Origin of the sequence: Limnohabitans sp. 103DPR2 (assembly GCF_001412575.1) — a bacterium.
Taxonomy (GTDB): Bacteria; Pseudomonadota; Gammaproteobacteria; order Burkholderiales; family Burkholderiaceae_C; genus Limnohabitans_A.
Genome location: NZ_CP011834.1, coordinates 179,674 through 203,581 on the forward strand (window position 1 = coordinate 179,674; position 23,908 = coordinate 203,581).

A 23,908-nucleotide genomic window follows, 5' to 3' on the forward strand; every position below is an offset into this window, starting at 1 on the left:
CAATCAAGTTGTTGGCCGAGGACAGAGACGACAATTCATTTTTGACGTTAATATTCGTCCGGATTAATTTTTTGCAACTTCACTGGAGATTTTATGAAACAAACCAATCGTCGCGTTTTCATGATGCAAGTGGCTTTAGGCGGTACAGCCTTGGCAGCTACCCAAGCCATGGCTCAAGCCATGGTCAACGAAAAAGACCCACAGGCTACAGCATTGGCTTACGCCGCTGACGCCTCCAAAGTGAAGAACCCCAAGTACGCTGCTGGCCAAAAATGCAGCAATTGCGCTTTGTACCAAGGCAAACCTTCCGACGCAGCGGGTGGTTGCCCTCTGTTTGCAGGCAAGCAAGTGGCCGGCAATGGCTGGTGCTCTGCCTACGCCAAAAAGGCCTAAGCTCAGGGCCTTCAGCCCGCCAAGCCACCTTGAGGGGTGGCTCACAAAAAGCCAGCGTCAGCTGGCTTTTTTGTTGCCCAACGAAACCGCCTTTCGAGTGCTGACTGGCAGATCAAGACAGGACGGTCTGAACTGGCGATAATCGAGGGTTTTGTTTGGCACTCCGATTTTGAACGCTCCCAACGCCCCCGCTAGTTTGACCACCTTGGCAACGCCACTCAGTGCCATGGACAAAGTTCGTCAGTTGGAAGCTGAGCTGGCGGCTGCGCGGCAAGAGGCCGCCCTGGCTGCCCACAATTCAGACGATGGTGCCTACCTCGCCAGCGCCCTGCGCCAAACGCACATCAGCGTGCGCGGCGCCCGTACCCACAACCTCAAAAACATCGACCTGGACATTCCGCGCAACCAACTGGTGGTGATCACGGGGCTGAGCGGTTCTGGCAAATCCAGCTTGGCCTTTGACACTTTGTATGCAGAAGGCCAGCGCCGATACGTTGAAAGTTTGTCGGCTTATGCGCGCCAGTTTTTGCAACTGATGGACAAGCCCGATGTGGATTTGATTGAGGGCCTGTCGCCCGCCATCTCCATCGAGCAAAAAGCCACCAGCCACAACCCGCGCTCCACTGTGGGCACCGTGACCGAAATTCACGACTACCTGCGCTTGTTGTTTGCCCGCGCAGGCACACCGTATTGCCCCGATCACAACTTGGCTCTGCAAGCGCAAACCGTGAGCCAAATGGTCGATGCGGTTTTAGAACTGCCAGAAGACACGCGCCTCATGATCGTGGCGCCCATTGCGCGCGAGCGCAAAGGTGAGTTTGAAAAAGTCTTTGAGCAAATGCAGGCTTTGGGCTACGTGCGCTTTCGCATCAACGGCGAAACCTTCGAAGTGGAAGATTTGCCCACCTTGAAGAAAACCGAAAAGCACGACATCGATGTGGTGGTCGACCGTCTCAAAATTCGCCACGAACCCGAAGCGCCAGCGCGCGACGCACTGCGCCAGCGCATTGCCGAAAGTTTTGAAGCGGCTTTGCGCTTGGCAGAGCAACGCGCGGTCGCGGTTGAAATGGACACGGGCAAAGAACATTTGTTCAACGCCAAGTTTGCGTGTCCTGTTTGTCATTATTCTATTGCCGAACTTGAACCGCGCTTGTTCTCGTTCAACTCGCCTATGGGCGCTTGCACCACCTGCGATGGCTTGGGTACCACCGAAGTGTTTGACATTGACCGTGTGGTGGCCTTTCCTTCTTTGAGCTTGGCCAGTGGCGCCATCAAAGGTTGGGACCGTCGCAATGGTTTTTATTTCAGCATGCTGGAAAGCTTGGCCAAGCATTACGCATTTGATGTGGAAGCTTCCTTCGAATCTTTGCCCGACAACGTTCGTCATGTGATCTTGTGGGGCTCGGGCGAAGAAGACATCAAGTTCAGTTACATCGTGGAGTCGGGTGCGTCACAAGGCAAACGCGTGAGCAAGAAGCATCCGTTTGAGGGCATCATCCCCAACCTCACGCGACGTTTTAAAGAAACCGACTCCAGTGTGGTGCGCGAAGACTTGGCGCGCATGCGCAGTCACCATGCTTGTTCAGATTGCAAGGGCACACGCTTGCGCCGCGAAGCGCGTCATGTGCGCGTAGGCGAGGGCGATCAAGCGCGCGCCATTTACGAAGTGAACCATGTCACCTTGGGTGAAGCCCAAACGTATTTCCAAAGCTTGAAGCTGCGTGGCGCCAAAGCCGAAATTGCCGACAAAGTGGTGCGCGAAATTGGCTCGCGCTTAAAGTTCTTGAACGACGTTGGCTTGAACTATTTGAGCCTCGACCGCAGTGCCGACACCCTGTCGGGCGGCGAAGCCCAACGCATTCGCTTGGCCAGCCAAATTGGTTCTGGCCTTACCGGCGTGATGTATGTGCTCGATGAACCCAGCATTGGTTTGCACCAACGTGACAACGACCGCCTCATTGGCACTCTCCAACATTTGCGTGACATTGGCAACAGCGTGCTGGTGGTAGAACACGACGAAGACATGATCCGCATTGCCGACCATGTGATCGACATGGGCCCAGGCGCAGGCGTGCATGGCGGCCGCGTGATGGCGCAAGGCACTTGCGCAGACATTTTGTTGGCACCCGATTCTTTGACGGGTCAATATTTGTCTGGCCGCAAAGCCATTGAAGTGCCTGCCAAGCGCAACGCGCCCGGCAAAGACTTCATTGAAATCATCGGCGCCACAGGCCACAACTTGAAAGATGTGCGGGTTGCATTTCCGGTGGGCTTGCTCACTTGCGTCACAGGCGTGTCGGGTTCTGGCAAGTCAACACTGGTCAACGAAACTTTGTACACCGCGGCAGCGCGCAGCATTCACCGTGCGCATGATGAACCTGCCGCACACGAAGACATTTTGGGTCTGTACCACTTTGACAAAGTGATCAACGTGGACCAGTCGCCGATTGGCCGCACACCCCGCAGCAACCCCGCCACTTACACCGGCTTGTTCACCCACATTCGCGATTTGATGACGGAAGTGCCTGCTGCACGCGAACGCGGTTATGGCCCGGGCCGCTTCAGCTTCAACGTCAATGCCTCCAATGGCGGCGGCCGCTGCGAAGCGTGTCAAGGCGACGGCATGGTCAAGGTGGAAATGCATTTCTTGCCCGACGTGTATGTGCCTTGCGACGTGTGTCACGGCCAACGCTACAACCGCGAAACTTTGGAAATTTTGTACAAAGGCAAGAACATTGCCCAAGTGCTCGACATGACGGTTGAAGCGGCATACGAATTCTTCAGCGCCGTGCCCGCCATTGCGCGCAAGCTGCAAACTTTGCTCGATGTGGGTTTGAGCTACATCCGCTTAGGGCAAGCGGCTACCACCTTGTCGGGTGGTGAAGCGCAGCGTGTGAAGTTGGCACTCGAATTGTCCAAGCGCGACACCGGCCGCACTTTGTACATCTTGGATGAGCCCACCACAGGTTTGCACTTTGCCGACATTGCATTGCTGCTGAAAGTGTTGCACCAACTGCGCGACGCTGGCAACACCATCGTGGTGATTGAGCACAACTTGGATGTGATCAAAACCGCCGATTGGTTGATTGACATGGGCCCTGAAGGCGGCTCCGGCGGTGGCACGGTTGTGGGTATTGGCACACCCGAAACACTGGCAGAGAATCCAGACAGTTTCACAGGTCGTTACTTAAAGCGATTGCTCCAAAAATAAAGCGCCCTGCACGCGGCTAAGCGTGAGGACGCTGAATGCCCTTGTATGTAACCCGAAGCCGCTTAGCCTTGCGCTGCGGCCTTTAAGACATCCCGTGTCCGCATGGCTTCTTTGCGCGCGGCTTGCGCAAAGTCATCACCCGATGACGCATACAAAATGGCACGTGATGAATTCACAATGACCGCACCCGTGGTGGCGCCATGGCTTTGGCGGTAACCCGCTTTGATGGTGGCCACCGCATCGCCACCTTGCGCACCCACACCTGGAATGAGCAAAGGCAAGGTGGGCGCCAAGCTGCGCACGCGTTCAATTTCTGCAGGGTAAGTTGCGCCCACCACCAAGCCCAATTGACCGTTCAAATTCCAAGGGCCTTGTGCCAGCTTGGCAATGTGTTCGTACATCAAGGGCTGGCCTTCTACAGAAGCCAAACGTTGGTTCTGCAAATCATCGCCGCCAGGGTTGGACGTGCGGCACAACAAGAACGCGCCTTTGCCGTGGTATTTCAAATAAGGCTGCACAGAGTCAAAACCCATGAAGGGCGACAAGGTGACCGCGTCGGCACCATAGCGCTCAAAGGCTTCTTTGGCGTATTGCTCGGCAGTCGAGCCAATGTCGCCGCGTTTGGCATCCAAAATGACAGGTACATGCGGCGCATTGCGGCGCATGTGTTCCATCAGTTTTTCCAATTGGTCTTCGGCGCGGTAGGCCGCAAAGTACGCAATTTGGGGCTTGAACGAAATGGCCAAATCGGCCGTGGCATCGACAATCTGCGCGCAAAAATCAAAGATCTTGCTGGCGTCGCCCTTCATGCCCGCAGGGAATTTGCTGGGTTCGGGGTCCAAGCCCACACACAACAGGGAGCCGTTTTGGCGCTCGGCGCCTTGCAGTTGTTCTAAGAAGGTCATGCCCTGATTTTAAAGGCTTCAAACGACCGGCCTCAAGCAGACGGCCCCAGATAAAGCAATGCCAGCCGTTTGCCTCTAAGATCGCCCCATGCACTCACTCACCACGCGCCAATGGCTGGTCTTGGCACTTCTCACCGTTGTCTGGGGCCTGAACTGGCCCATCATGAAAATGGGTGTGACGGGCTTTCCACCCCTCACTTTTCGTTTCATCTGCTTGCTGATTGGCACCCCGGTGCTGGGCCTGGGCCTGTGGGCCATGAAAGTGCCTTTCCAAATTCCAAGGCGCTATTGGCGTGAACTCTTGGTGCTGGCCATTTTCAACATGTTCATTTGGCATGCCTTGATCATTTTGGCTGTGCAGTATTTGTCCAGCGGCCGTTCGGCCATTTTGGGATACACCATGCCCATTTTTTCTGCGCTCATTGGCGCTTGGGTGTTCAAGAATCAATTGGCGCAACGCGCATGGGGCGGTGTTGCAGCTGCGGCATTGGGCGTGGTCTTGCTGCTTTGGCACGAGTTGTCCAACCTGTCAGGCAAGCCCATTGGCGTGGTGTTGGCCCTAGTGGCTGCCAGCACTTGGGCCTTGGGCACGCAATTGCTCCGCCGCACCAGCATCCCCTTGCCCACACTCACTTTGTCTTTTTGGATGACGGCCATGACCACCGTGGTGATGGGCCTCTTGTCGTTTGCGTTTGAGTTCGATCGCTGGCAAGAACCGAGCGCCACGCACTGGGCCTCCATTGTGTACAACGCCGTGTTGGTCTTTGGCTTTGCCCATGCCGCTTGGTTTTACTTGGCCCGCAGTTTGCCGCCCGTGGCCTCCACCTTGAGTGTGATGATGATTCCCATCTTGGGCGTGTTCAGTGGCGCTTGGGCTTTGAATGAAACCCTGCATTGGCAAGACTGGGCCGCCATGGGTTTGATGGTGGTGTCGATTGCCAGCGTGCTGTGGCCAGCCAAGCCCGCGCCAGCGCAGGACTGATTAAGACTGCACCAGGCTGGCAGCCAGGCACAAATCGGCCCAAGCCTTGGCCTTGTCGGCCTGATTGCGCAGCAAATAAGCTGGCGGATAAGTGACCACCACAGGCACGCCGTGGAAACTTTGCACTTCTGCGCGCAACTTGCCCAAGGGCTCGGTGCTTTGCAGCAAAGCCAAGGCCGCCGTTCGGCCCATTGCCAAAATCACTTTGGGCTGCACCAAGGCCACTTGCCTGGCCAAGTAAGACGCGCAATGCGACACCTCAACTTGGCTGGCGCTGCGGCCAACAGGCGTGCGGCATTTGAGGGCATGCGTGATGTAAACGTCAGCGCGCGTCAGACTCAAAGCCTTCAACATGTTGTCTAGCAGTTGACCTGCGGGACCGGCAAAGCTGGCCCCTGCTTTGTCTTCATCTTCGCCAGGCGCATCGCCCACCACCATCCAGTCAGCGGTGGCAGGACCTTCTCCCGGAATGGCTTGTTGACGGCCTTGGCTTAAGCCGCACCCCGTGCACGACGACACCGCTGTTTGCAGGGCCGCCCAATCCATCTGCGCAATGCCTTCGGGCAATGCCGAAATGTCCACCACGGGCACCGTGACCATTTTGGGCGGTGGCGTTGTGGACCGAACAGGCGCTGCCGCAGACGCAGGCGCGGACACAGGTGTAGCAACTGCTGATGAGGCAGGTGCAGTGACAGGTGCACTTGCAGGTGTCTGCACAGCATCTTCTGCAAGGGCTGCGGCCTGAGGCTTCGACTTGGGCATCCACACACGCACGCCCATCTCGGCCAGCATCGCGCGTTGGCGATCGTCCAATTCAAAACGGGTGTCGATGTCAGTGTGGTCGGTCATTGGGTAGAGTTTAGTGCCATGCGCATCACCACGGCAGCTTCGCGGCTGCTTCTGCCCACAGGGTAGTAGTCTTTTCGCAATCCCACTTGTTCAAAGCCAAAGGATTGATAGAGCTTGAGCGCGCGCACATTGCTTTCGCGAACCTCCAACCACAAACTGCTGGCCTGATGCGCTTGCGACCACAAACTCAAAGATTGCAGCAAACAACGCGCCCAACCTTGGCGCTGAAACGTGGGCGCCACGGTGATGTTCAGCAAGTGCACTTCATCGAGCACTTGCATGGCCACGAAGTAGCCCACCCATTGATCGCCGGCCTTCAAGCCCTGTGCCAAATTGCCGGCTTTGAAGGCGTCTCTGAAATTGCCCAATGACCAAGGATGAGAATAAGCCAACTTCTCCACAGCCACCAAGGCCTCCACATCGGCCTCTGTCAAGGTGGTCAACGCCACCGTGAGTTGCTCGGTTTCAAGTATTTGACCCAGGGTCAGCGCCGTCATGACCCCTCCGGTGCCAGCCCTGCCAATTTGGCCGCCTTGATGGCTTCACGCTCGGCGGTGGTTTGGGCGACTTTGTCACGGATGTAAAGCGGCTGCACACCTTCAGGGTCAACCGCTTTGCCTGCAGCCCAAAGTGCAGGCGCCAAACGCAGCAAAGCCAAAGCATGGGGCACGGCGGGCACGCACAACACAGGTGTATCGCTGCACTTTGCCAAGGCTTCAGAAAAAGCGTCTGGGTAAACTTCAAAACCATTGCCTGCCAAGACACCCGACACCTCATGCGCGGTGATCAGGGCTTGCGCTACTTGCGCCGGCGGTCCTACTTGCAAAGGGACTGTGGCGTGCCACTGCGTACTGTCGGCGTGCCACGCATAGGCACCGCCATAGACCTCGCCCATGCGGGCATCCATCACCACACTGACTTGCGATGTGAGCGCTGTTGACAAACTGGCGCGGGCATCTTCGGCCACCGCCATCAAGGTATCGACGGGTATCACTTTCAGTTTGGCCCCCATGGCCAAACCTTGCGCCACTGAACAGGCGGTTCGAAGGCCTGTGAACGACCCAGGCCCATGACCGATGACCAACGCACTGAGGTCAGACAGGCGAAGTTGCGCTTGCGCCAGCAAGTTGTGAATGCTGGGAATCAATTGTGCTGACGCGTTGGCGCCGCCTTGCGTGTGCAGGTGCCACGTTTGATCGCCCACCCCTAGCGCCACCGACATCATGTCAGTGCTGGTTTCAAACGCTAAAAATTTCAAAGGATGCGGCATGAAAGTTCAGGTCGATTGTTTCACCAAAGCTTGGCGTACACCAAACAAAATGCCACCAGTGACCAAGGCCAAACCAGCCCACAAATTCCAAGACAAGGGCTCACCCAAAAACACCACGGCGCCCAGAGCCGACAAACCCGGGACCAAGGCTGTGATCATGGTGGATTTAACCGGCCCATAAGCGCGAATCATTTGTGTGAAGGTGATGCCCGAAATCACCACCGAGCCCACGCCTTGAAAGACCGCTTGAAACACGATCTCCGACCAAGAGGCTTGCGCCATGTGGCTTGGCAACACATCCAAACTCACCAACACCGCGTAGCCTGGCACAAAGCAGACCAAGGCAAACGCCGTGATGGCCATGGTGGCACGCACGGCATCTAAACCATAGCGGCGCACCGTGACGCTGTAGGCCGACCAACAAAACGCGGCCGTCATGAACAGCACGTCGCCAATCCACACTTCGCCTCCCTCAAAGGCCTTGAGCAAGCTCATGCCACCCACCAACACATCACCGCACACAATCATGAGCAAACCGATGGCGCGGTTCAAGCCAATTTGCTCGCGCAAAAAGAGCCACATCAACAGCGTGGTCCACAGAGGCAAGCTGCCAGGCATCAACACCGAGGCGTGCCCTGCAGGCGCGTAAAAGAAACCGATGTACGCCAACACGGCATACAAAAATCCGCCAAAAAATCCGGCTTGAACGGTGATGCGCAAGGGCAAAGGTGACAAGCCCAACAAAGAGCCCACCTTATGACCGCTTTGACGTTCAGCGCGCATCAACCACCAAGCCCAAGGCAACAAGATGCTGCTGGCGCCGATGATGCGCGCACAGGCAATGTCCAGGGGCAACAAAACATGCGATGCCGAGGCGCGCGCCACAATGATGAAAGACGTCCAAATCAGGACCGTGATGACAGCAGCCAGACGGCCAACAGTTTGGGAAGAAAAAGCCATGTCCCAATGATACGTCCTGCTTGGACCTTTCAATTTGAATGCATGCCTGCCTTTGACAGAGCCGGCTAGACTTCAGGGATGCGCAAGTTCTTTTCTTTCTGGGTTGACCCATCGACGAGTGGCCGCTCCATGGGGTGTGTTTTGGCCTGTGTCTGCCTGTGCCTAACGGCTGCCGCCAAACCCAACAGCCCACCCACTGCCAAAGACAGCTTGCCACCCAGTGTCAGTGTTGCTTTGAAGCAAGCCAACATTCCCCGCGAAGCCATCAGCATCTTGGTCAGGCCCGTTCAGGCCACACCCGATGCACCCTTGCCCATGGCCCGTCTCAGCCATCGCGCCAGCGCAGAGATGAACCCCGCGTCCGTCATGAAGTTGATCACCACCTCAGCGGCTTTGTCGATGCTGGGCCCCGACTTCACTTGGCGCAACCGTGTCTTCATCGACGGCCCGGTCAAAGACAATGTGCTGCAAGGCAACCTCTACCTCAAGGGCAGCGGCGATCCCAAACTGGTGGTCGAGCGCTTGCAAGCTTTGATCGAAGCCATCCAACAAAAAGGGTTGCGCGAGATTCGAGGGGACATCATTTTGGATGGCAGCGTGTTTGACTTGCCTGCACGCAACCCGGCCAGTTTCGATGACGAACCTTTGCGGCCTTACAACGTGGCCCCTCAAGGCTTGTTGCTGAACTTCAATGCGTTGCTGTTCAAATTCACACCGAACCCTGCGCGCGGTGAAGTTCAGATCGACAGCGAGCCACCCCTGCGCAACTTGCAATGGTCGACAACGGTGCCCTTGTCGCAAGCGCCCTGTCAAGATTGGCGCACGCAACTCAAGGCTGACTTCTCCAACCCCGACTTCGTTCGTTTTAACGGCACCTACCCCGTCGCTTGTGGCGAACAAAAATGGCCCGTGGCTTATGTTCAACCCCAAAGTTTTGCGCCGCGCATGGTCCACGCCTTGTGGCAACAAGCAGGTGGCAAACTGGTGGGCCAAGTGCGCGATGGCATCACACCTGCCCGCGCCAGCCTTTGGCTTGAGGCGCCCTCCTTGCCCTTGTCCGACATCGTGGCCGACATCAACAAGTTTTCTAACAACGTGATGGCGCAGCAGCTTTTCTTAAGTTTGTCGAGCCAACAAAGGCCTGGTCAATTTGAATCTTCGCGCGCCATGGTCTTGCAGTGGTGGCGACAGAACTTGAAAGATCATGCACTGCCTGTGCTGGAAAATGGTTCTGGCTTGTCTCGCGAGGAACGCAGCAACGCACAAGCGCTCGGTGCCTTGCTGCAGTCGGGTCTGCACAGTTCATACGCCAGTGCGCTGCAAAACTCATTGGCCATTGCAGGTGTGGATGGCACCGTGGCGCGCTTGAAAGATCGCTTGCCCCAGTCTGTTGCGATTGGCAGAGCCCAGCTCAAATCTGGCAGCCTGCGCGATGTGGCGTCATTGGCAGGCTATGTGGAGGGTCTCAGTGGCCAACGCTATGTGTTGGTGGTGATCGTGAACCACCCCAATGCGAATGCGGCGCGCCCCGCTTTGGACAAACTTCTGGAGTGGGTGGTCAAGGATGACAAAAAGTCATAGCCCACTGGTACTTACCCCATCACCTCCTCCTGCACCTCTGCTTAAGATCATCTGAAAAGAACGGGCGTTCTTTTTTTTAATACGTCTCAGAGACAAGCAAAGAGGTGAACGATGACATCCAAGAAATGGAAAATAGCACTGCTCAGCACGGCAGTGGTTGCCTTGCTGGCCGCATGCGGCGGCGGGGGCGGTGACCAAACCAGCCGGCTGGCGGGCATTTCATCTGTCAAAGTCATGGGCGACAGCCTGGCAGACAGTGGAGTGTTCAAAGGCATTCCCACCAATGGCCGTATTTTCTCGGTACAAGACAGCCCCAGCGAACCCAATACCGTCTGGACCGAGCGCATTGCAGCGCTCTTGGGCACACCCCAGTTGTGTAACTTCTTCAAGTACACCGGCGCTGCAGCATCACCTTTTGCTGTGGTGCCTGGTTGCACCAGCTATGCAGTGGGCGGCGGACGCATCAACAACATCAACCCCCAAACTGGCGCGGGTGCATCACCTTTCTCCATCACTTACCAATTGCAAGTGGCCAGTTCTGCCGGCAATTACAGCAGCTCTGATTTGTTGCTGATTGATGGCGGCGGCAATGACGCTGCCGATTTGGTGGGTGCTTATCTGGGTGCCGCCAAAGATGGTGGCGCTAGCTTTGCAGCCATGGCCGGCACGCTCATTCCTGCCACCACACTCGGCCCCATGTTGGCTGGTGGTCAAGCTGGCATGGCCCAAGTGGGCGGCACCTACATGGTGGCCTTGGCCGATAAGTTTTACAACAGCATCAAAGCCAACGCATTGGACAAGGGCGCTCAACGCGTTGCTGTGCTTAACATGCCCGGCATCACCAACACGCCTCGCTTCCAAATGGTGCTGAGTGGCATTGCTGCCGCCTATGGTGGTGGTGCCACTGGTGCTGGTGCACGTGCTCAGTCAGAAGCCCTGTTCAAGTCTTGGATCGAAGCCTTCAACTCACGCTTGGCAACTTTGGTGGCCAACGACAAACGCGTGGTGTTGGTTGATTTCTACACAGCCTTCAATGACCAAGTGGCCAACCCTGCGCAGTACGGTCTGACCAATGTCACCACGCCCGCGTGTCCTATCACTGGTGTAGGCGCAGATGGCTTGCCCACTTACAACTTCCAAACTTGTACAGCGGCGAATTTGTCGGCCATGACACCGCCTGCAGGCGCCACAGGCGGCGCCAACTGGTGGCAAACCTACGCCTTCTCAGATGGCTTCCACCCCACACCCTTGGGCTATCAGTTGCTAAGCCAATTGGTTGCCAAATCATTGGCCACTGCTGGTTGGCTGTAACACGTTGCAAAGGAGAACCCTCATGACTTCAAAATTCTGCTTTGCTCTGTCTGCCTTGGCAGCAGTCGCCTCACTCACGATGTCAAGCAATGCGCTCGCCCAATCGCAGGGCAGCTGGTTGGTTCGCGGTGGCATCATGCAACTGGCGCCCCAAGTCACCAGCGGCAACTTGTCAGCACCTTCTTTGCCAGGCGCGCAATCTGGCGTGAGCAACAGCACACAAATTGCCGGCGGCATCACCTACATGCTCAGCAACAGTGTGGCCATTGACTTGCCTTTGGCATTGCCCTTCAAGCACAACTTGTATGGCGCTGGCACCATCGCTGGCGTAGGCAAAATTGGTGACACCAAAGCCATTCCCGCCACCGTCATGGTGCAGTACCGTTTTGGAGAAGCCAATGGCATGTTCCGCCCCTATTTGGGCTTAGGCGTCACCTATGCCAAGTTTGATGGCGAGCACACCACTGCAGCCTTGTCAGGCCTGACGGGCGGCACGCCCTTAACGCCCACCACCTTGTCGATTCAATCGAAGTTGGCCGCCACCATGCAAGTGGGTGCGTCATACAAAATTGACGAGCGTTGGTTTGTGGATGGGTCCATCACCAAGACGCCCCTCAAGACACGCAACACCTTGTCAACAGGCCAAACTTTGGACATCACTCTCAACCCCATTGGTGTGAGCTTGGGTGTCGGCATGAAGTTTTAATCGCACTCAATGCGCCACAAAAAAACACCCTTCGGGGTGTTTTTTTTGGAAGGTACTCAAGCCGCAGCGCGTTGAATCCGATCGCGCACACCTTCCCACTCGGGTGTGTCTGGCGGCATTTCAATCCATATGGTGCGCACGCCTCGGGCGTCAAAGTCTCTGAGCACACTGAACAGATCATGCGCAGCTTGGTTTGCATCAGCAGGCAGAGCACGCCAAACCAAGCCAGCACCCATCAGTTCATTGGCAGGTTTCTCAACAGACCACAAGGCCAGGTTTTGAGTGTGCGGGCCTAAGGCTGCCAATGCTTTTTGCCAATCGGCTGTCTGCATCAAACGCACCTTGGCCGATGGCGCGTAATGCGACGCCAATGTGCCGGATGCACGCGGCGCCGCAGTAGGCAATGCGTCTGGGTTGTGTAATTTCAAACCGCAAGCTTGTTCGATTTGCGTGCGGCTGATTTGTCCAGGGCGCAACAACACGGGCACACCGCGGGTGCAGTCAACGATGGTGGACTCAATGCCCACATCACATTCACCGCCATCCAAAATCAAAAGTGCATCGCCAAATTCTGCTTGCACATGCGCCGCCGAAGTAGGGCTGACGCGGCCAAACAAGTTGGCACTGGGTGCGGCCACACCCCACACACCTTGGTCTGCACAAGCCTTGAGCACTGCAAGCGCTAAAGGATGGGAGGGGCAACGCAAGCCCACCGAGTTTTGCCCGCCTGCCGCTGCTGCAGCGGTGTCTTGCAGTCGGGGCAAGATGAGGGTGAGAGGGCCTGGCCAAAATTGTGTCATCAGTGCTTGTGCAAACGCAGGCACTTCGCTGACGAAGTTGTTGACAGATGCTGAAGAGGCCACATGAACAATCAAGGGGTGATTGGCGGGCCGGCCTTTGGCTTTGAAAATTTTGGCAACAGCCGTTTCGTTGTTGGCGTCTGCTGCCAAACCATAGACTGTTTCGGTGGGCAAACCCAAGAGCTCACCTGCACACAAAGCGTCAGCCGCTTGTTGCACATGGGCGGGGTTGTTGCCTGAAATGATCATGGGAACGTTGATGAGAAACAGGGATCAAGCAACTTAAAAAGCGTCGATGCCCAAGATGGCCGCCGCCTTCAAGGCCACGTCGCGAACTTGCGCAGGCGAATTGCCTGTAACGTTGAGGTGCCCCATCTTGCGTGCTTTGCGTGCTTCGGTTTTGCCATACAAATGCAAGTGGGTGCCAGGTAAGGCCAGCACGGCAGCCCAATCGGGCAAACGCAGGGTGTTGTTGGCATCAAACCACACATCCCCCAACAAGTTGAGCATGATGGCGGCGCTGTGTTGACGCGGCTGTGTCAAAGGCAAGCCCGCCAAAGTTCGCACTTGCAAATCAAATTGCGATTGATCGCAAGCGTCCAAGGTGTAGTGACCGCTGTTGTGGGGACGGGGCGCCATTTCATTGACCACCATGCTGCCATCTTGCAGCACAAAAAACTCGACGCACAACACGCCAACATAGTTCACGCCTTCAGCAATCGAGCGCGCAGCAGCCACGGCTTGCTGTTGCAAATCTGCGGGCAAATGACCTTCGTAAACTTCCGTGACGGCCAAGATGCCCTCGCGGTGTAAATTGCGTTGCACCGGAAAATTCACCATTTGGCCATCACGGCCACGCGCCACAATGACCGAGCATTCCAATTGCAAGGGCAACATTTTTTCAAGCACGCAGGGCACTTGCTTCAAGTCTTGCCAAGCTGCACGCAAGGCCTCAGCGTCTTTCACACGCACTTGACCTTTGCCGTCGTAGCCCAAGCGCGCAGTTTTCAAAATACCCGGCAGCAAGTTGTGCAGCACAGCGTCTTCCAACTGGGCGGTCGTTTCAATCACGGCATAAGGTGCACAAGGCACGCCACATGAATCGAAGTGCGCCTTTTCGGCAGCGCGGTCTTGCGCAATGGCCACGGCATCCGCACCTGGTGACACGGGTCGCAACTGGGCCAATGCCTGCAGAGCTGGCGCCGGTACGTTTTCAAATTCGGTGGTGATGGCGGCACTGCACGCAGCCAACTGCTGTAGGCCTACGGGGTCGGTGTAGTCGGTTTGAATGTGGCGATGGCTCACACGGCCGGCAGGGCTGTTGGCATCGGGGTCGAGCACAGCCGTGAAATAGCCCATGGTTTGGGCGGCATGCACAAACATGCGGCCCAATTGACCGCCGCCCATCACGCCCAATGTGAGCGGTTCAGCCGCGGCAGAATCCCCCTGGGCAGCACTGCCGCCGGGCAACAAAGAGCCTGAATTTGTCATGCTGTTCACGCAGTGCCCACTGGCGGCAGTGTCATCGCTTGCGCCACGGCGGTCTGATCTTTTCTGAACTGCGCCAGCTTGGCTTGCAAGGCAGCGTCGTGTTGCGCCAGCATGGCTACCGCAAACAAAGCGGCATTGGCCGCGCCTGCTGCGCCAATGGCAAAGGTGGCCACAGGAATGCCTTTGGGCATTTGCACAATGCTGTGCAAAGAATCAACGCCCTGCAAATGCTTGCTAGCCACTGGCACACCCAAGACGGGCACCACGGTCTTTGCCGCCAACATGCCTGGCAAGTGCGCCGCGCCACCCGCCCCAGCAATGATGGCCATCAAGCCGCGTTCCAGCGCAGTTTCGGCATAAGTGAACATTTCATCGGGCATTCTGTGCGCCGAGACCACTTTGGCTTCGTGATCGATGCCAAACTGTTGGAGAATCTGGACTGCGTGCTGCATCGTGTCCCAGTCGGAACTGGAACCCATGACCACGCCGATGCGTGTTTTGGCTTTGGATGCGGTAGATGTCATGTTTGGCTTTGCTGAAGCGTCAAGACGCAGTCGTTGAAAATTGAACAATTGTCTCAGCTGAGCCTTCAATCCCAGCTGAATCCTTGAATTTTAAGGTTTAGCCCCAAGGTCTGGTAAATATGATCGATGTCACCGTAGAAACTTTTGAAGCCGAGGTCATTGCCGCCTCTATGACCACCCCTGTTTTGGTGGACTTTTGGGCCCCTTGGTGCGGTCCTTGCAAAACCTTGGGCCCACTCTTGGAAAAAATGGAAGAAGCCTATGGCGGCCGCTTCAAACTGGTCAAAATCGACTCCGACCAAGAACAACAACTGGCCGCCGCCTTTGGCATTCGCAGCATCCCCACCTGCGTGATGCTGAAAAACGGCCAACCCGTGGATGGCTTCATGGGCGCCGTGCCCGAGGGCAAGCTGCGTGAATTCCTCGACAAGCACGTCCCCGGCGAGAACGAAATCTTGGCCGAAGCCGAAGTGCAAGAAGCGGAAGCCTTGTTGGAATCGGGCGACTTGGAAACTGCCCAAAGCAAGTTGCTCGAAGCCTTGGAAGCCAACCCCGAAAACGACGACGCCAGATTTGACCTCGTTAAGCTGCTGATCAGCATGGGCCAACTCGACACGGCAGGTACGGTGCTCCAACCCTGCTTGTCGCAAATACCTCTCAAAATGCGCTTTGAAGCATTGAAGCAATGGCTCGACGCATTGAACTTCGTCACCACCGACCCCATGGGCCAATGGCCCCTGGAAAAGTTTGACGAATTGATCGCCGCCAACAAGCGCGACTTCGACGCACGCTTTGCCAAAGCACGCTTGTTGTTGGCCAGCGACGACTGGACGGGCGCCATGGACGAGCTCTTAGAGATCATCATGCGCGACAAAAAATGGAACGACGAAGCACCGCGCAAAACCATGGTGGGCTTGCTGGAGTTGCTCACCCCAGTGATCCCCAAAGGCGGTGCCGATCACACGGGCAAATCGGCTGGCGGCATTGAACTGATGGGCAAGAGTGCGGTGCAAGAAGACCCTCAAGCGGCCATGGTGTCGAGCTATCGCCGCAAGCTCAGCATGATGCTGAACTGATTCCGTGCAAGCTCAGCGGGTTGCGCCCGCTTGAGACTCTATCAAGCCGTGCATGCTGCGCAGCATGCCGGCCATCATCAAGACCTCACCGACCACGAACATTGGGCCCACCAACAGGCCCACCACATCGTCGACAAACGCGGGTTTGCGACCTTCAAAAATGTGGCCCACAAACTGAATGATCCAACCGATCACAAACACGGCTAAACCTGGAAACCAGGCGGCATCCCAAAGCGCACCGAGGCCCCAACCTGTGGCGGCCTCGGGGGTGTGGGCCAAGGCAATCAAAGCACCGTTGACGGCGCTGGTGGCCAAGCCCAACAACAAGTTGCCGCGGGTGAGATACCACGCTGTTGAAAGCACCCACAGCACCGCCGCCAAGCTGATGATGTTGCCGCCCATGTCGAAGGACACCAGTGACAGCAACATGCCAATCGACAACACGATCAAAGGAATGCCCACCAGATGCGTGACGATGTTACGACGATCGCGGTGATAGTGCGCGTACTGCACCATGAGTTCGGGGGCCGAGCGAAACAAACTGATCATGAAAGACACTCCAACATTGAGTGCGCTGGCGAATTAACGCGTCAATCGCTGCAGCGCTTCCTCGTATTTTGCCGAGGTCTTTTCAATCACATCACGGGGTAAACGAGGAGCTGGCGGGGTTTTGTCCCAAGGCTTGCCGTTGACCAAGGTGCTCTCCAGCCAATCGCGCAAAAACTGCTTGTCGTAGCTGGGCGGGTTCACGCCCTCCATGTAACTTTCAGCAGGCCAGTAGCGTGATGAATCGGGTGTGAGCACCTCGTCCATCAAGACCAAAGTGCCATCGGCGTCCAAACCAAATTCAAATTTGGTGTCGGCAATGATGATGCCCTTTTGGGCCGCAATGTCGCTGGCCGCTTTGTAGATGGCAATGCTGATGTCTTTGATGCGGGTGGCCAAATCAAGGCCAATCATCTCGACGGTTTTTTCGAACGTGATGTTTTCGTCGTGATCGCCCACAGCGGCTTTGGCAGCCGGCGTGTAAATGGGCTCGGGCAACTTGCTGGCATTTTTCAAACCAGCAGGCAACTTCACGCCGCAAACTTGCTGGCCCTCTTGGTATTCTTTCCAGCCACTGCCCGCCAAATAACCGCGCACCACGGCTTCAACCGGAATGGGTTTCAGGCGCTTGACCAGCATGGAGCGGCCTTTGACTTGAGGCACTTCAGCTGCACTGACCACGCTTTCGGGGGCATCCCCTGTGAGGTGAATGGGACACAAGTTCAAGCCATTGGGGCCCAACTTGTCAAACCAATACAAAGCCATTTGCGTCAGCAAGACGCCTTTGCCTGGAATGGGCTCACCCATGATGACGTCGAAGGCGCTGATGCGGTCGGAGGCCACCATCAGGATGCGGTCGGTGCCTACAGCATAGTTGTCACGCACCTTGCCGCGAGCGAGCAAGGTGAGGGATGTCAAAGCGGAGGTGTGCAAAGCGGAATTGTGGATGGCAGCAGTGTTCATGTTGCTGCGATTATCCCGCCAATTTCAGTGAACGACTTGCGCCAACTCACCTTTTGCGTACTGCGCCGCCACCACTTGCAAGCTGTGGCCTTTGATTTTGGACGCCTGGCCTTCACAGCCAAACTCGATGTAGCGCTGCTTGCAAATTTGTTTGGCCGCTTCACGGGCTGGCTTGAGCCATTCGCGGGGGTCAAACTTCTCGGGGTTTTGCACCATGAACTTGCGGACCGCTGCGGTCATGGCCAAACGGATGTCGGTGTCGATGTTGACCTTGCGAACGCCAAACTTGATGGCCTTTTGAATTTCTTCCACGGGCACGCCGTAGGTTTCTTTCATGTTGCCGCCAAATTCACGAATGATGGCCAACAAGTCTTGGGGCACGCTAGACGAGCCGTGCATCACCAAATGGGTGTTGGGGATGCGCTTGTGAATGGCTTGGATGCGGTCAATGGCCAAGATGTCGCCCGTGGGCTTGCGGGTGAACTTGTAGGCGCCGTGGCTGGTGCCGATGGCAATGGCCAAGGCATCGAGCTGGGTGCGCTTCACAAAGTCAGCCGCCTGCTCAGGATCGGTCAGGAGCTGTTCACGGGTCATCACGGCGTCAGTACCGTGGCCGTCTTCTTTGTCGCCTTGCATGGTTTCCAAAGAACCCAAGCAGCCCAATTCACCTTCCACGGTGATGCCCAACTTGTGGGCCATGGCCACCACTTTTTGGGTCACTTCCAGGTTGTATTCGTAACTGGCAATGGTTTTGCCATCGGCTTCCAAGCTGCCATCCATCATGACGGAGCTGAAACCCAAGTTGATGGCGCCTTGGCACACATCGGGGCTTTGGCCGTGGTCTTGGTGCATCACCACGGGAATTTCTGGATAGGTCTCGACGGCGGCTTGAATCAACAACTTCAAGAAACCTTCACCGGCATATTTGCGGGCACCGGCAGAGGCTTGCATGATGACGGGGGCGCCAGTCTCTTTGGCCGCCTCCATGATGGCCTGAACTTGTTCCAGGTTGTTGACGTTGAAAGCTGGAATGCCGTAGCCGTTGGCGGCCGCATGGTCCAGCAGCTCGCGCATTGAAACGAGTGCCATGGTGAAATCCCAAAGTTAAAAAATCTTTTGCAAGCAACCAGGTTGCGACGCCGCCAAGATGATGAACTTCATTTGGCGACATGTAACCGGCTTGTAACTGGCAAGGATTTTAGCAACTGGAAGCCTTGTTGACCGTTTTTTTAGCAAGTCAGACTATGATTTCGGCCATGTTCAAAGACCGCCCCCTTTTTTCTAGCCTTCACTCGCAAGCGTCCTGGCGGCCCGATGCGGTGATCAGCTTGATCGGCCTTTTGATCTTGTTGGCGTGGGACTTCTCGGGCGGGGACATGCAAATGGCGCAGTGGTGGGGTGAGTCCAGCGGTTTTGCGCTAAGAGACAACTGGTGGATGGTCAAGGTGATGCACGAAGGCATGCGCAATGCCGGCTGGGTGCTGTTGCTGGCCTTGGTGGTCGGAATTTGGCGGCCCTGGGGCAGCTTGCGCCATTTGGCCACCGGCGATCGAGCTGGCCTGTTTTTATCGGTGGTGTGCGCCCTTTTGGCAGTGACGCTGATCAAAGGCATCAGCAAAACCAGCTGCCCATGGGACCTGCAAGTGTTTGGCGGCACGGCCAGTTACATCTCCCACTGGAATGTGTTTGAAATGGATGGCGGCGGCGGGCATTGTTTTCCAGCAGGCCATGCCTCCACCGGATTCGCCTTCATGGCCGCCTACTTCGGCCTGCGTCAAAGTGGCGCTCCCAGCGCTCGCATTTGGTTGGTTTGCGCCTTGTTGGCGGGCTTGGTCTTGGGCGTGTCTCAGCAAATGCGCGGCGCCCACTTCATGAGCCACACCCTCTGGACCGCTTGGCTAAGCTGGTCCGTGGGCTGGCTGAGCCATGGGTTGTTCAGTCGCTTGCGCGGCAAATCTTGAGCATGTTGGTGCCGCCTGGCGCGCCCATGGGCTCGCCGCAGGTGATGGCATAAATGTCACCGCCCGACACAATGCCGCGACTCTTCAAGTGACTTTCAGCTTGCGCCAATGCGGTATCGCGGACTGCACTGGTGTCCATCAACAAGGGGCGCACATTGCGGTACAGCGCCATCTTGCGCTGCGATGACAGCTTGGTGGTCAGCGCGTAAATTGGAATTTTCACGCGGTGACGGCTCATCCACAAAGCGGTAGAGCCTGAATCGGTGAGCGCCACAATGGCTTTGGCATTGAGGTGGTGCGCCGTGAACAAAGCGCCCATGGCAATAGACTGGTCAATGCGGCTGAAGGTTTGGCCACTGAAGTCACCATCGAGTTCAAACTCTTCAGCATTTTCTGCCGCCAAACAGATCTTGGCCATTTCTTCCACAGTTTCGAGCGGGTACTTGCCGGCGGCTGTTTCTGCGCTCAGCATGACGGCATCGGTGCCATCCAGCACCGCATTGGCCACGTCACTCACCTCGGCGCGTGTGGGCACGGGGTTGGTGATCATGCTCTCCATCATTTGCGTGGCCGTGATCACGACTTTGTCGTGCTGACGCGCCAACTTGATCATGCGTTTTTGCAAAGCCGGCACCACTGCGTTGCCGACCTCAACGGCCAAGTCGCCACGGGCCACCATGATGCCGTCGCTGGCCAGCAAAATTTCTTCCAAACGGGGGATGGCTTCTGCGCGTTCAATCTTGGCAATCAAGCCAGGCTTGTGGTTGTATTGGGCAGCCGCAACATTGGCCAACTGACGGGCCATTTCCATGTCGGTGGCGTTTTTGGGGAAACTCACCGCCACGTAGTCGGCTTGGAAGCTCATCGCTGTTTTGATGTCTTCCATGTCTTTGCCGGTGAGGGCAGGCGCCGTTAAGCCGCCACCTTGTTTGTTGATGCCTTTGTTGTTGGACAACTCACCGCCCAACTTGACGGTGGTGTGCACTTGCTCGCCCTTCACCGAATCGACGGTGAGCACAATCAAGCCATCGTTGAGCAACAACACATCGCCAGCCTTCACATCGCGGGGCAGTTCTTTGTAGTCCAAGCCGACACCTGACAAATCACCAAGTTCGGTGCGCGATGCGTCCAGCACAAACTTGGCGCCGGGCTCGAGCATCACTTTGCCTTCTTCAAACTTGCCAACGCGAATTTTGGGGCCTTGCAAATCGGCCATGATGGCCACTTCGCGACCTGCGCGTGCAGCAGCTTCGCGAACCAAACGCGCACGGTCAATGTGGTCTTGCGCTTTGCCGTGGCTGAAGTTCAAACGAACCACATTCACACCCGCCCGAATCATGGCTTCGAGCAATGCGGGCTCGCTGGATGCAGGGCCTAAGGTGGCAACAATTTTAGTAGCGCGACTGGGCATGAGGACTTGTCTCCGGTGTAATTTAATTTCAATTTTCCCACGAAATTGGTTACATGCGGAGAACAAATGATCAGTTCTCGGCCTTGATGCCCGCTTTTTCAACCACCCGCGCCCAACGACTCAGTTCGTTCTTGGCCAAGTCACCCATGCGCTCGGGCTTGCCGCCCACAACGACCATGCCTTGCTTGTTCATGGTTTCTTTCACATCGGGCAATTGCAACAAGCTGTTGAAATCGGCGTTGAGTTTGGCCACCACGTCTGCGGGTGTGGCTGCGGGGACGAACACCCCGTACCAAGTTTCAACCACACCATTGGCCACGCCCAATTCTTTCAAGGTGGGCACGTTGGGAAATGCGGGTGAACGTTCAGCACTCATCAAAGCCAGCATGCGCAGAGCGCCGTTTTGCAAATGCGGGGCTGCGGTCTGCAGCGCCACAATGCTGGCGTCTACGTGACCCCCCATCAAGTCGGTCAAAGCACCTGCTGTCCCTTTGTAGGGCACGTGAAGCAGTTTGATGTTGGTTTCTTGGGCCATCAACTCCATGGCCAAGTGTTGCGGCGAACCTGTTCCAGGTGATGAGTAATTCAACACACCAGGTTGTTTCTTTGCGCTGTCTTGAAATTCTTTGAAATCTTTGAAGGGCGATTTGGCAGACGTTGCCACACCCAACGCACTGGTGCCCAACAAAATCACGGGTGTGAATGCTTGTTGTGGATTGAAGGGAAGTTTGGGCATCAAGGCTGGGAAGGTTCCGTGAGCCGTGGCCGTCACCAGCACCGTCAACCCATTGGGCGCAGCCTTGGCGGCCACACCTGTGCCAATCGAGCCACTGGCACCGGCTTTGTTGTCGGTGACCACCGATACTTTCCACTTGTCAGCCAACTTGGGACCGAGCAGTCGCGCCAACAGGTCGGCACCTGTGCCAGTTGTGAAGGGCACCAACAAGGTGACGGGACCTGAAGGATACGCATTGCTTGCGTTTTGCGCGCTGACTTGGGTGCTCCACAAAGTGCTGCACAAAGCCAGGGCCGCGCAACACAAAGTCCCTCGGCGAGTGAAGGCAGAAGCTTGGGCGATGAGGTGAGACATGCTGAATTTCTTTCAATGAGGTTTACTTGGGCAGTTTGCTTTTCCAAACATTCCAAGGACGCTCAACTTGACCCGCATTGGTCTCTGCAGAGTTGCGCGCTTCGTCGTCCGACAAATACACAGGCTCGCCCAATCCCATGCCAAAACTCATGCGCATGGCTTCGGCTTGCAGTTTGGCATTGCCTTCTGTGTAATAGGCTCGGAACACGGCCAGTTGAATGGAGTTGGCCACCACCACGTTGCCATGTCCGCGCAACAAGGCCACGGTGTTGTTGCCCAAGGTATCGGCCAAGGACTCACCAATGCTTTGGTTGCGAATCAACATGTCCGATGTTTCGCCCAACGTGTTGCGAATTTCAAAGGTCGGCACATTGCTGCCCAAGAAGCCACTCATGTGGCAAATGGGTCGCAGTCGCGCACCAGTAACGCCAAAGGGAATGATGGCAGGCGAATGGCTGTGCACCACCGAATTGACATCCGGACGTTTTTTGAAAATAGCGCTGTGAATGAAGCGCTCCAAATACGACTTGCGTCCCTGTGCATCGTGCACTTCGCCGTTCAAGTCGCACTCCACAATGTCTTGCGCAGTCACAGAGGCGGGCGCCATGCTTCGGGCAATGAAGAAGCGCTCAGGGTTGTCAGGATGGCGCACGCTGATGTGACCAAAGCCATCGAAAACGCCTTCGTTGGCCAATATTTGGTTGGCAATGGCCAAGTCTTCTTTCAGTTGGGAGATAGATGTGCTCATGTCGATTTTCTCAGGCAGGTGAATTTATTTGGTTAAAAAAAGCCGTGTCCAATGTTGGTTCCACTTTTCAGCCTCGTCCACCACAATGCCAGGATCGGTGAGGACGTAATTGAAATTGTTCAAATTGGATTTCACTTTTTGATTGGCAGGCGGGCGGCCCATGCTGTTCAGCAAAGCCTGGGCCTCTGGCGAAATAATAAAGTCGGCAAACAAAGCGGCTGCGTGGGGATGCGGTGCTTGACGCACAACGCCAACACCTTGCGGCCTTGCCAAAGTTGGCTCCATCGGCACCCAGTCGATGGGCGCGCCGCGCTGTTTCAAAGACTGCGCATTGGCGTTGTAGATGGTCAGGCCTACATCGGTTTCGCCTGCTGCCACCATTTGAGCCAACAAAATGTGACCCTTGCGCACATCTGGTTTTTGATCAGACAGTTTTTTGAAAAATGTCATGCCGCGTTGCTCACCCAACGAATTCACCAGGCCACCCATCCACTCGGCATCGGTGGCTTCAATGGCAATTCGGCCCTTCCACTTGGCTTCTGTAAAGCCTTCATAGTGTTTGGGCAGGTCTTCCAGTTTCAGTTTTTGGGTATTGAAGGCCACCACAAAGAAATTCACACGATCGGGCATCCAAAGCCGGTGTTTGGGAATCATGCCCTGCGGCAAATCGACGAGGTGAGGACTGTAGAACTCACTCAACATTTTTTCGCGGGCCAAAATTTCCATTTCTGGGCCGTTGGTTTCCACCACATCCACCACATGGCGCTTGGCACGGCTTTCATTCACCACGCGTTGCACCACGCCGTCACTCAGTCCGCGCCAAATCGTCAACTTGATGCCGTATTTTTTCTCAAACATCGCTGACAACGGGCCTGACTCTGTGGGCGACAAAGAGGTGTAAAGCGTCAGCCCCCCCTCTTTTTTGGCGCGCTCCAACAGCCAAGCTTCTCGATCGGCTGATTTGTACATGTAGATGGCTTCATGGGGATTGGCCAATGCAGCAGCGGCCGGCTGTGCACGCAATGGCGTGACAGCACAAAGCCCCCAAACCACGGCCGCCATCAAAGGCGCCCATTTGGTTTTCAAAGACATTTCAAAGCGTTTCACAAGCTTTTGCATGAGCGGCTCCT

The 23,908-nt window shown here is 56.2% G+C and carries 23 protein-coding genes; 8 read left to right on the plus strand and 15 right to left on the minus strand.

The features are described 5' to 3' along the window. Positions 1 to 93 precede the first annotated feature (93 nt). Both L103DPR2_RS00755 and uvrA read left to right on the plus strand, forming a co-directional pair. The gene (locus L103DPR2_RS00755) at positions 94 to 393 is read left to right on the plus strand and encodes a high-potential iron-sulfur protein (protein WP_055359307.1); all 300 of its coding nucleotides are present in this window, start codon (positions 94 to 96) and stop codon (positions 391 to 393) included. A gap of 226 nt (positions 394 to 619) precedes the next feature. Then, entirely contained in the window at positions 620 to 3,604 is a 2,985-nt protein-coding gene (gene uvrA / locus L103DPR2_RS00760; RefSeq protein ID WP_082466839.1) for an excinuclease ABC subunit UvrA, read from the plus strand. Between the two features lie 62 nt (positions 3,605 to 3,666). On the opposite strand, the gene pyrF is transcribed toward uvrA, so the two are convergent. Beyond that, a complete protein-coding gene (pyrF, locus tag L103DPR2_RS00765; RefSeq protein WP_055359308.1) occupies positions 3,667 to 4,509 on the minus strand; it encodes an orotidine-5'-phosphate decarboxylase in 843 nt (280 codons plus the stop codon). 88 nt (positions 4,510 to 4,597) lie between these two features. Here pyrF and L103DPR2_RS00770 point away from each other — a divergent pair, with 88 nt between their 5' ends. Beyond that, the gene (locus tag L103DPR2_RS00770; RefSeq protein WP_055359309.1) at positions 4,598 to 5,491 is read left to right on the plus strand and encodes a DMT family transporter; all 894 of its coding nucleotides are present in this window, start codon (positions 4,598 to 4,600) and stop codon (positions 5,489 to 5,491) included. Here the strand turns inward: L103DPR2_RS00770 and L103DPR2_RS00775 are convergent, their stop codons facing one another. Genes L103DPR2_RS00775 through L103DPR2_RS00790 form a run of 4 tightly spaced genes read right to left on the minus strand, consistent with a single transcriptional unit; the run spans position 5,492 to position 8,570 of the window. Then, the gene (locus L103DPR2_RS00775) at positions 5,492 to 6,340 is read right to left on the minus strand and encodes a uracil-DNA glycosylase (protein ID WP_055359310.1); all 849 of its coding nucleotides are present in this window, start codon (positions 6,338 to 6,340) and stop codon (positions 5,492 to 5,494) included. Continuing rightward, a complete protein-coding gene (rimI, locus tag L103DPR2_RS00780) occupies positions 6,337 to 6,837 on the minus strand; it encodes a ribosomal protein S18-alanine N-acetyltransferase (RefSeq protein WP_082466666.1) in 501 nt (166 codons plus the stop codon). Before rimI ends, L103DPR2_RS00775 begins: the two co-directional genes overlap by 4 nt. Next, positions 6,834 to 7,610: a tRNA (adenosine(37)-N6)-threonylcarbamoyltransferase complex dimerization subunit type 1 TsaB gene (gene tsaB / locus L103DPR2_RS00785; protein ID WP_055359311.1), complete on the minus strand. Its 777-nt coding sequence runs from the start codon at positions 7,608 to 7,610 to the stop codon at positions 6,834 to 6,836. Before tsaB ends, rimI begins: the two co-directional genes overlap by 4 nt. Before the next feature lie 6 nt (positions 7,611 to 7,616). Further along, positions 7,617 to 8,570, minus strand: coding sequence for a DMT family transporter (locus L103DPR2_RS00790; protein ID WP_055359312.1), 954 nt, complete (start codon positions 8,568 to 8,570; stop codon positions 7,617 to 7,619). A gap of 78 nt (positions 8,571 to 8,648) precedes the next feature. Here L103DPR2_RS00790 and dacB point away from each other — a divergent pair, with 78 nt between their 5' ends. The 3 genes from dacB (at position 8,649) to L103DPR2_RS00805 (ending at position 12,168) form a co-directional block, all read left to right on the plus strand. Then, complete coding sequence (gene dacB / locus L103DPR2_RS00795; protein ID WP_231717658.1) at positions 8,649 to 10,151, plus strand: D-alanyl-D-alanine carboxypeptidase/D-alanyl-D-alanine endopeptidase; 1,503 nt, start codon at positions 8,649 to 8,651, stop codon at positions 10,149 to 10,151. A gap of 111 nt (positions 10,152 to 10,262) precedes the next feature. Then, on the plus strand, positions 10,263 to 11,462 hold the full coding sequence (locus tag L103DPR2_RS00800) for an SGNH/GDSL hydrolase family protein (RefSeq protein ID WP_055359313.1): 1,200 nt from the start codon (positions 10,263 to 10,265) through the stop codon (positions 11,460 to 11,462). A 22-nt stretch (positions 11,463 to 11,484) separates the two neighbouring features. Beyond that, a complete protein-coding gene (locus tag L103DPR2_RS00805; protein ID WP_055359314.1) occupies positions 11,485 to 12,168 on the plus strand; it encodes an OmpW/AlkL family protein in 684 nt (227 codons plus the stop codon). 56 nt (positions 12,169 to 12,224) lie between these two features. Here the strand turns inward: L103DPR2_RS00805 and L103DPR2_RS00810 are convergent, their stop codons facing one another. From L103DPR2_RS00810 to purE, 3 genes are read right to left on the minus strand one after another with little or no spacing between them, the layout of a single operon-like run. Next, on the minus strand, positions 12,225 to 13,217 hold the full coding sequence (locus tag L103DPR2_RS00810; RefSeq protein ID WP_055359315.1) for an L-threonylcarbamoyladenylate synthase: 993 nt from the start codon (positions 13,215 to 13,217) through the stop codon (positions 12,225 to 12,227). A gap of 33 nt (positions 13,218 to 13,250) precedes the next feature. Continuing rightward, entirely contained in the window at positions 13,251 to 14,459 is a 1,209-nt protein-coding gene (locus L103DPR2_RS00815) for a 5-(carboxyamino)imidazole ribonucleotide synthase (RefSeq protein ID WP_082466841.1), read from the minus strand. A 5-nt stretch (positions 14,460 to 14,464) separates the two neighbouring features. Continuing rightward, a complete protein-coding gene (gene purE / locus L103DPR2_RS00820; RefSeq protein ID WP_055359316.1) occupies positions 14,465 to 14,983 on the minus strand; it encodes a 5-(carboxyamino)imidazole ribonucleotide mutase in 519 nt (172 codons plus the stop codon). Positions 14,984 to 15,102: 119 nt separating this feature from the next. Here purE and trxA point away from each other — a divergent pair, with 119 nt between their 5' ends. Further along, positions 15,103 to 16,059, plus strand: a complete 957-nt coding sequence (gene trxA / locus L103DPR2_RS00825; protein ID WP_055359317.1) for a thioredoxin — start codon at positions 15,103 to 15,105, stop codon at positions 16,057 to 16,059. Between the two features lie 12 nt (positions 16,060 to 16,071). On the opposite strand, the gene L103DPR2_RS00830 is transcribed toward trxA, so the two are convergent. Genes L103DPR2_RS00830 through fba form a run of 3 tightly spaced genes read right to left on the minus strand, consistent with a single transcriptional unit; the run spans position 16,072 to position 18,657 of the window. Further along, a complete protein-coding gene (locus tag L103DPR2_RS00830; RefSeq protein ID WP_055361760.1) occupies positions 16,072 to 16,608 on the minus strand; it encodes an Mpo1 family 2-hydroxy fatty acid dioxygenase in 537 nt (178 codons plus the stop codon). A 33-nt stretch (positions 16,609 to 16,641) separates the two neighbouring features. Beyond that, positions 16,642 to 17,568 carry a phosphoribosylaminoimidazolesuccinocarboxamide synthase gene (locus tag L103DPR2_RS00835; RefSeq protein WP_055359318.1) on the minus strand — a complete coding sequence of 309 codons (927 nt, stop codon included), beginning with the start codon at positions 17,566 to 17,568 and terminating at the stop codon, positions 16,642 to 16,644. 24 nt (positions 17,569 to 17,592) lie between these two features. Beyond that, the gene (gene fba / locus L103DPR2_RS00840) at positions 17,593 to 18,657 is read right to left on the minus strand and encodes a class II fructose-bisphosphate aldolase (RefSeq protein ID WP_055359319.1); all 1,065 of its coding nucleotides are present in this window, start codon (positions 18,655 to 18,657) and stop codon (positions 17,593 to 17,595) included. 167 nt (positions 18,658 to 18,824) lie between these two features. Here fba and L103DPR2_RS00845 point away from each other — a divergent pair, with 167 nt between their 5' ends. Further along, entirely contained in the window at positions 18,825 to 19,529 is a 705-nt protein-coding gene (locus L103DPR2_RS00845; protein WP_055361761.1) for a phosphatase PAP2 family protein, read from the plus strand. Here the strand turns inward: L103DPR2_RS00845 and pyk are convergent. From pyk to L103DPR2_RS00865, 4 genes are all read right to left on the minus strand, one after another. Then, positions 19,504 to 20,940 carry a pyruvate kinase gene (gene pyk / locus L103DPR2_RS00850; protein WP_055359320.1) on the minus strand — a complete coding sequence of 479 codons (1,437 nt, stop codon included), beginning with the start codon at positions 20,938 to 20,940 and terminating at the stop codon, positions 19,504 to 19,506. The two genes, L103DPR2_RS00845 and pyk, sit on opposite strands and share 26 nt — an antisense overlap. Positions 20,941 to 21,010: 70 nt before the next feature. After that, a complete protein-coding gene (locus L103DPR2_RS00855) occupies positions 21,011 to 22,030 on the minus strand; it encodes a Bug family tripartite tricarboxylate transporter substrate binding protein (RefSeq protein WP_055359321.1) in 1,020 nt (339 codons plus the stop codon). Positions 22,031 to 22,052: 22 nt separating this feature from the next. Next, positions 22,053 to 22,778: a class II aldolase/adducin family protein gene (locus tag L103DPR2_RS00860; RefSeq protein WP_055359322.1), complete on the minus strand. Its 726-nt coding sequence runs from the start codon at positions 22,776 to 22,778 to the stop codon at positions 22,053 to 22,055. A 24-nt stretch (positions 22,779 to 22,802) separates the two neighbouring features. Continuing rightward, on the minus strand, positions 22,803 to 23,897 hold the full coding sequence (locus tag L103DPR2_RS00865; RefSeq protein ID WP_055359323.1) for an ABC transporter substrate-binding protein: 1,095 nt from the start codon (positions 23,895 to 23,897) through the stop codon (positions 22,803 to 22,805). Positions 23,898 to 23,908: the final 11 nt, after the last annotated feature.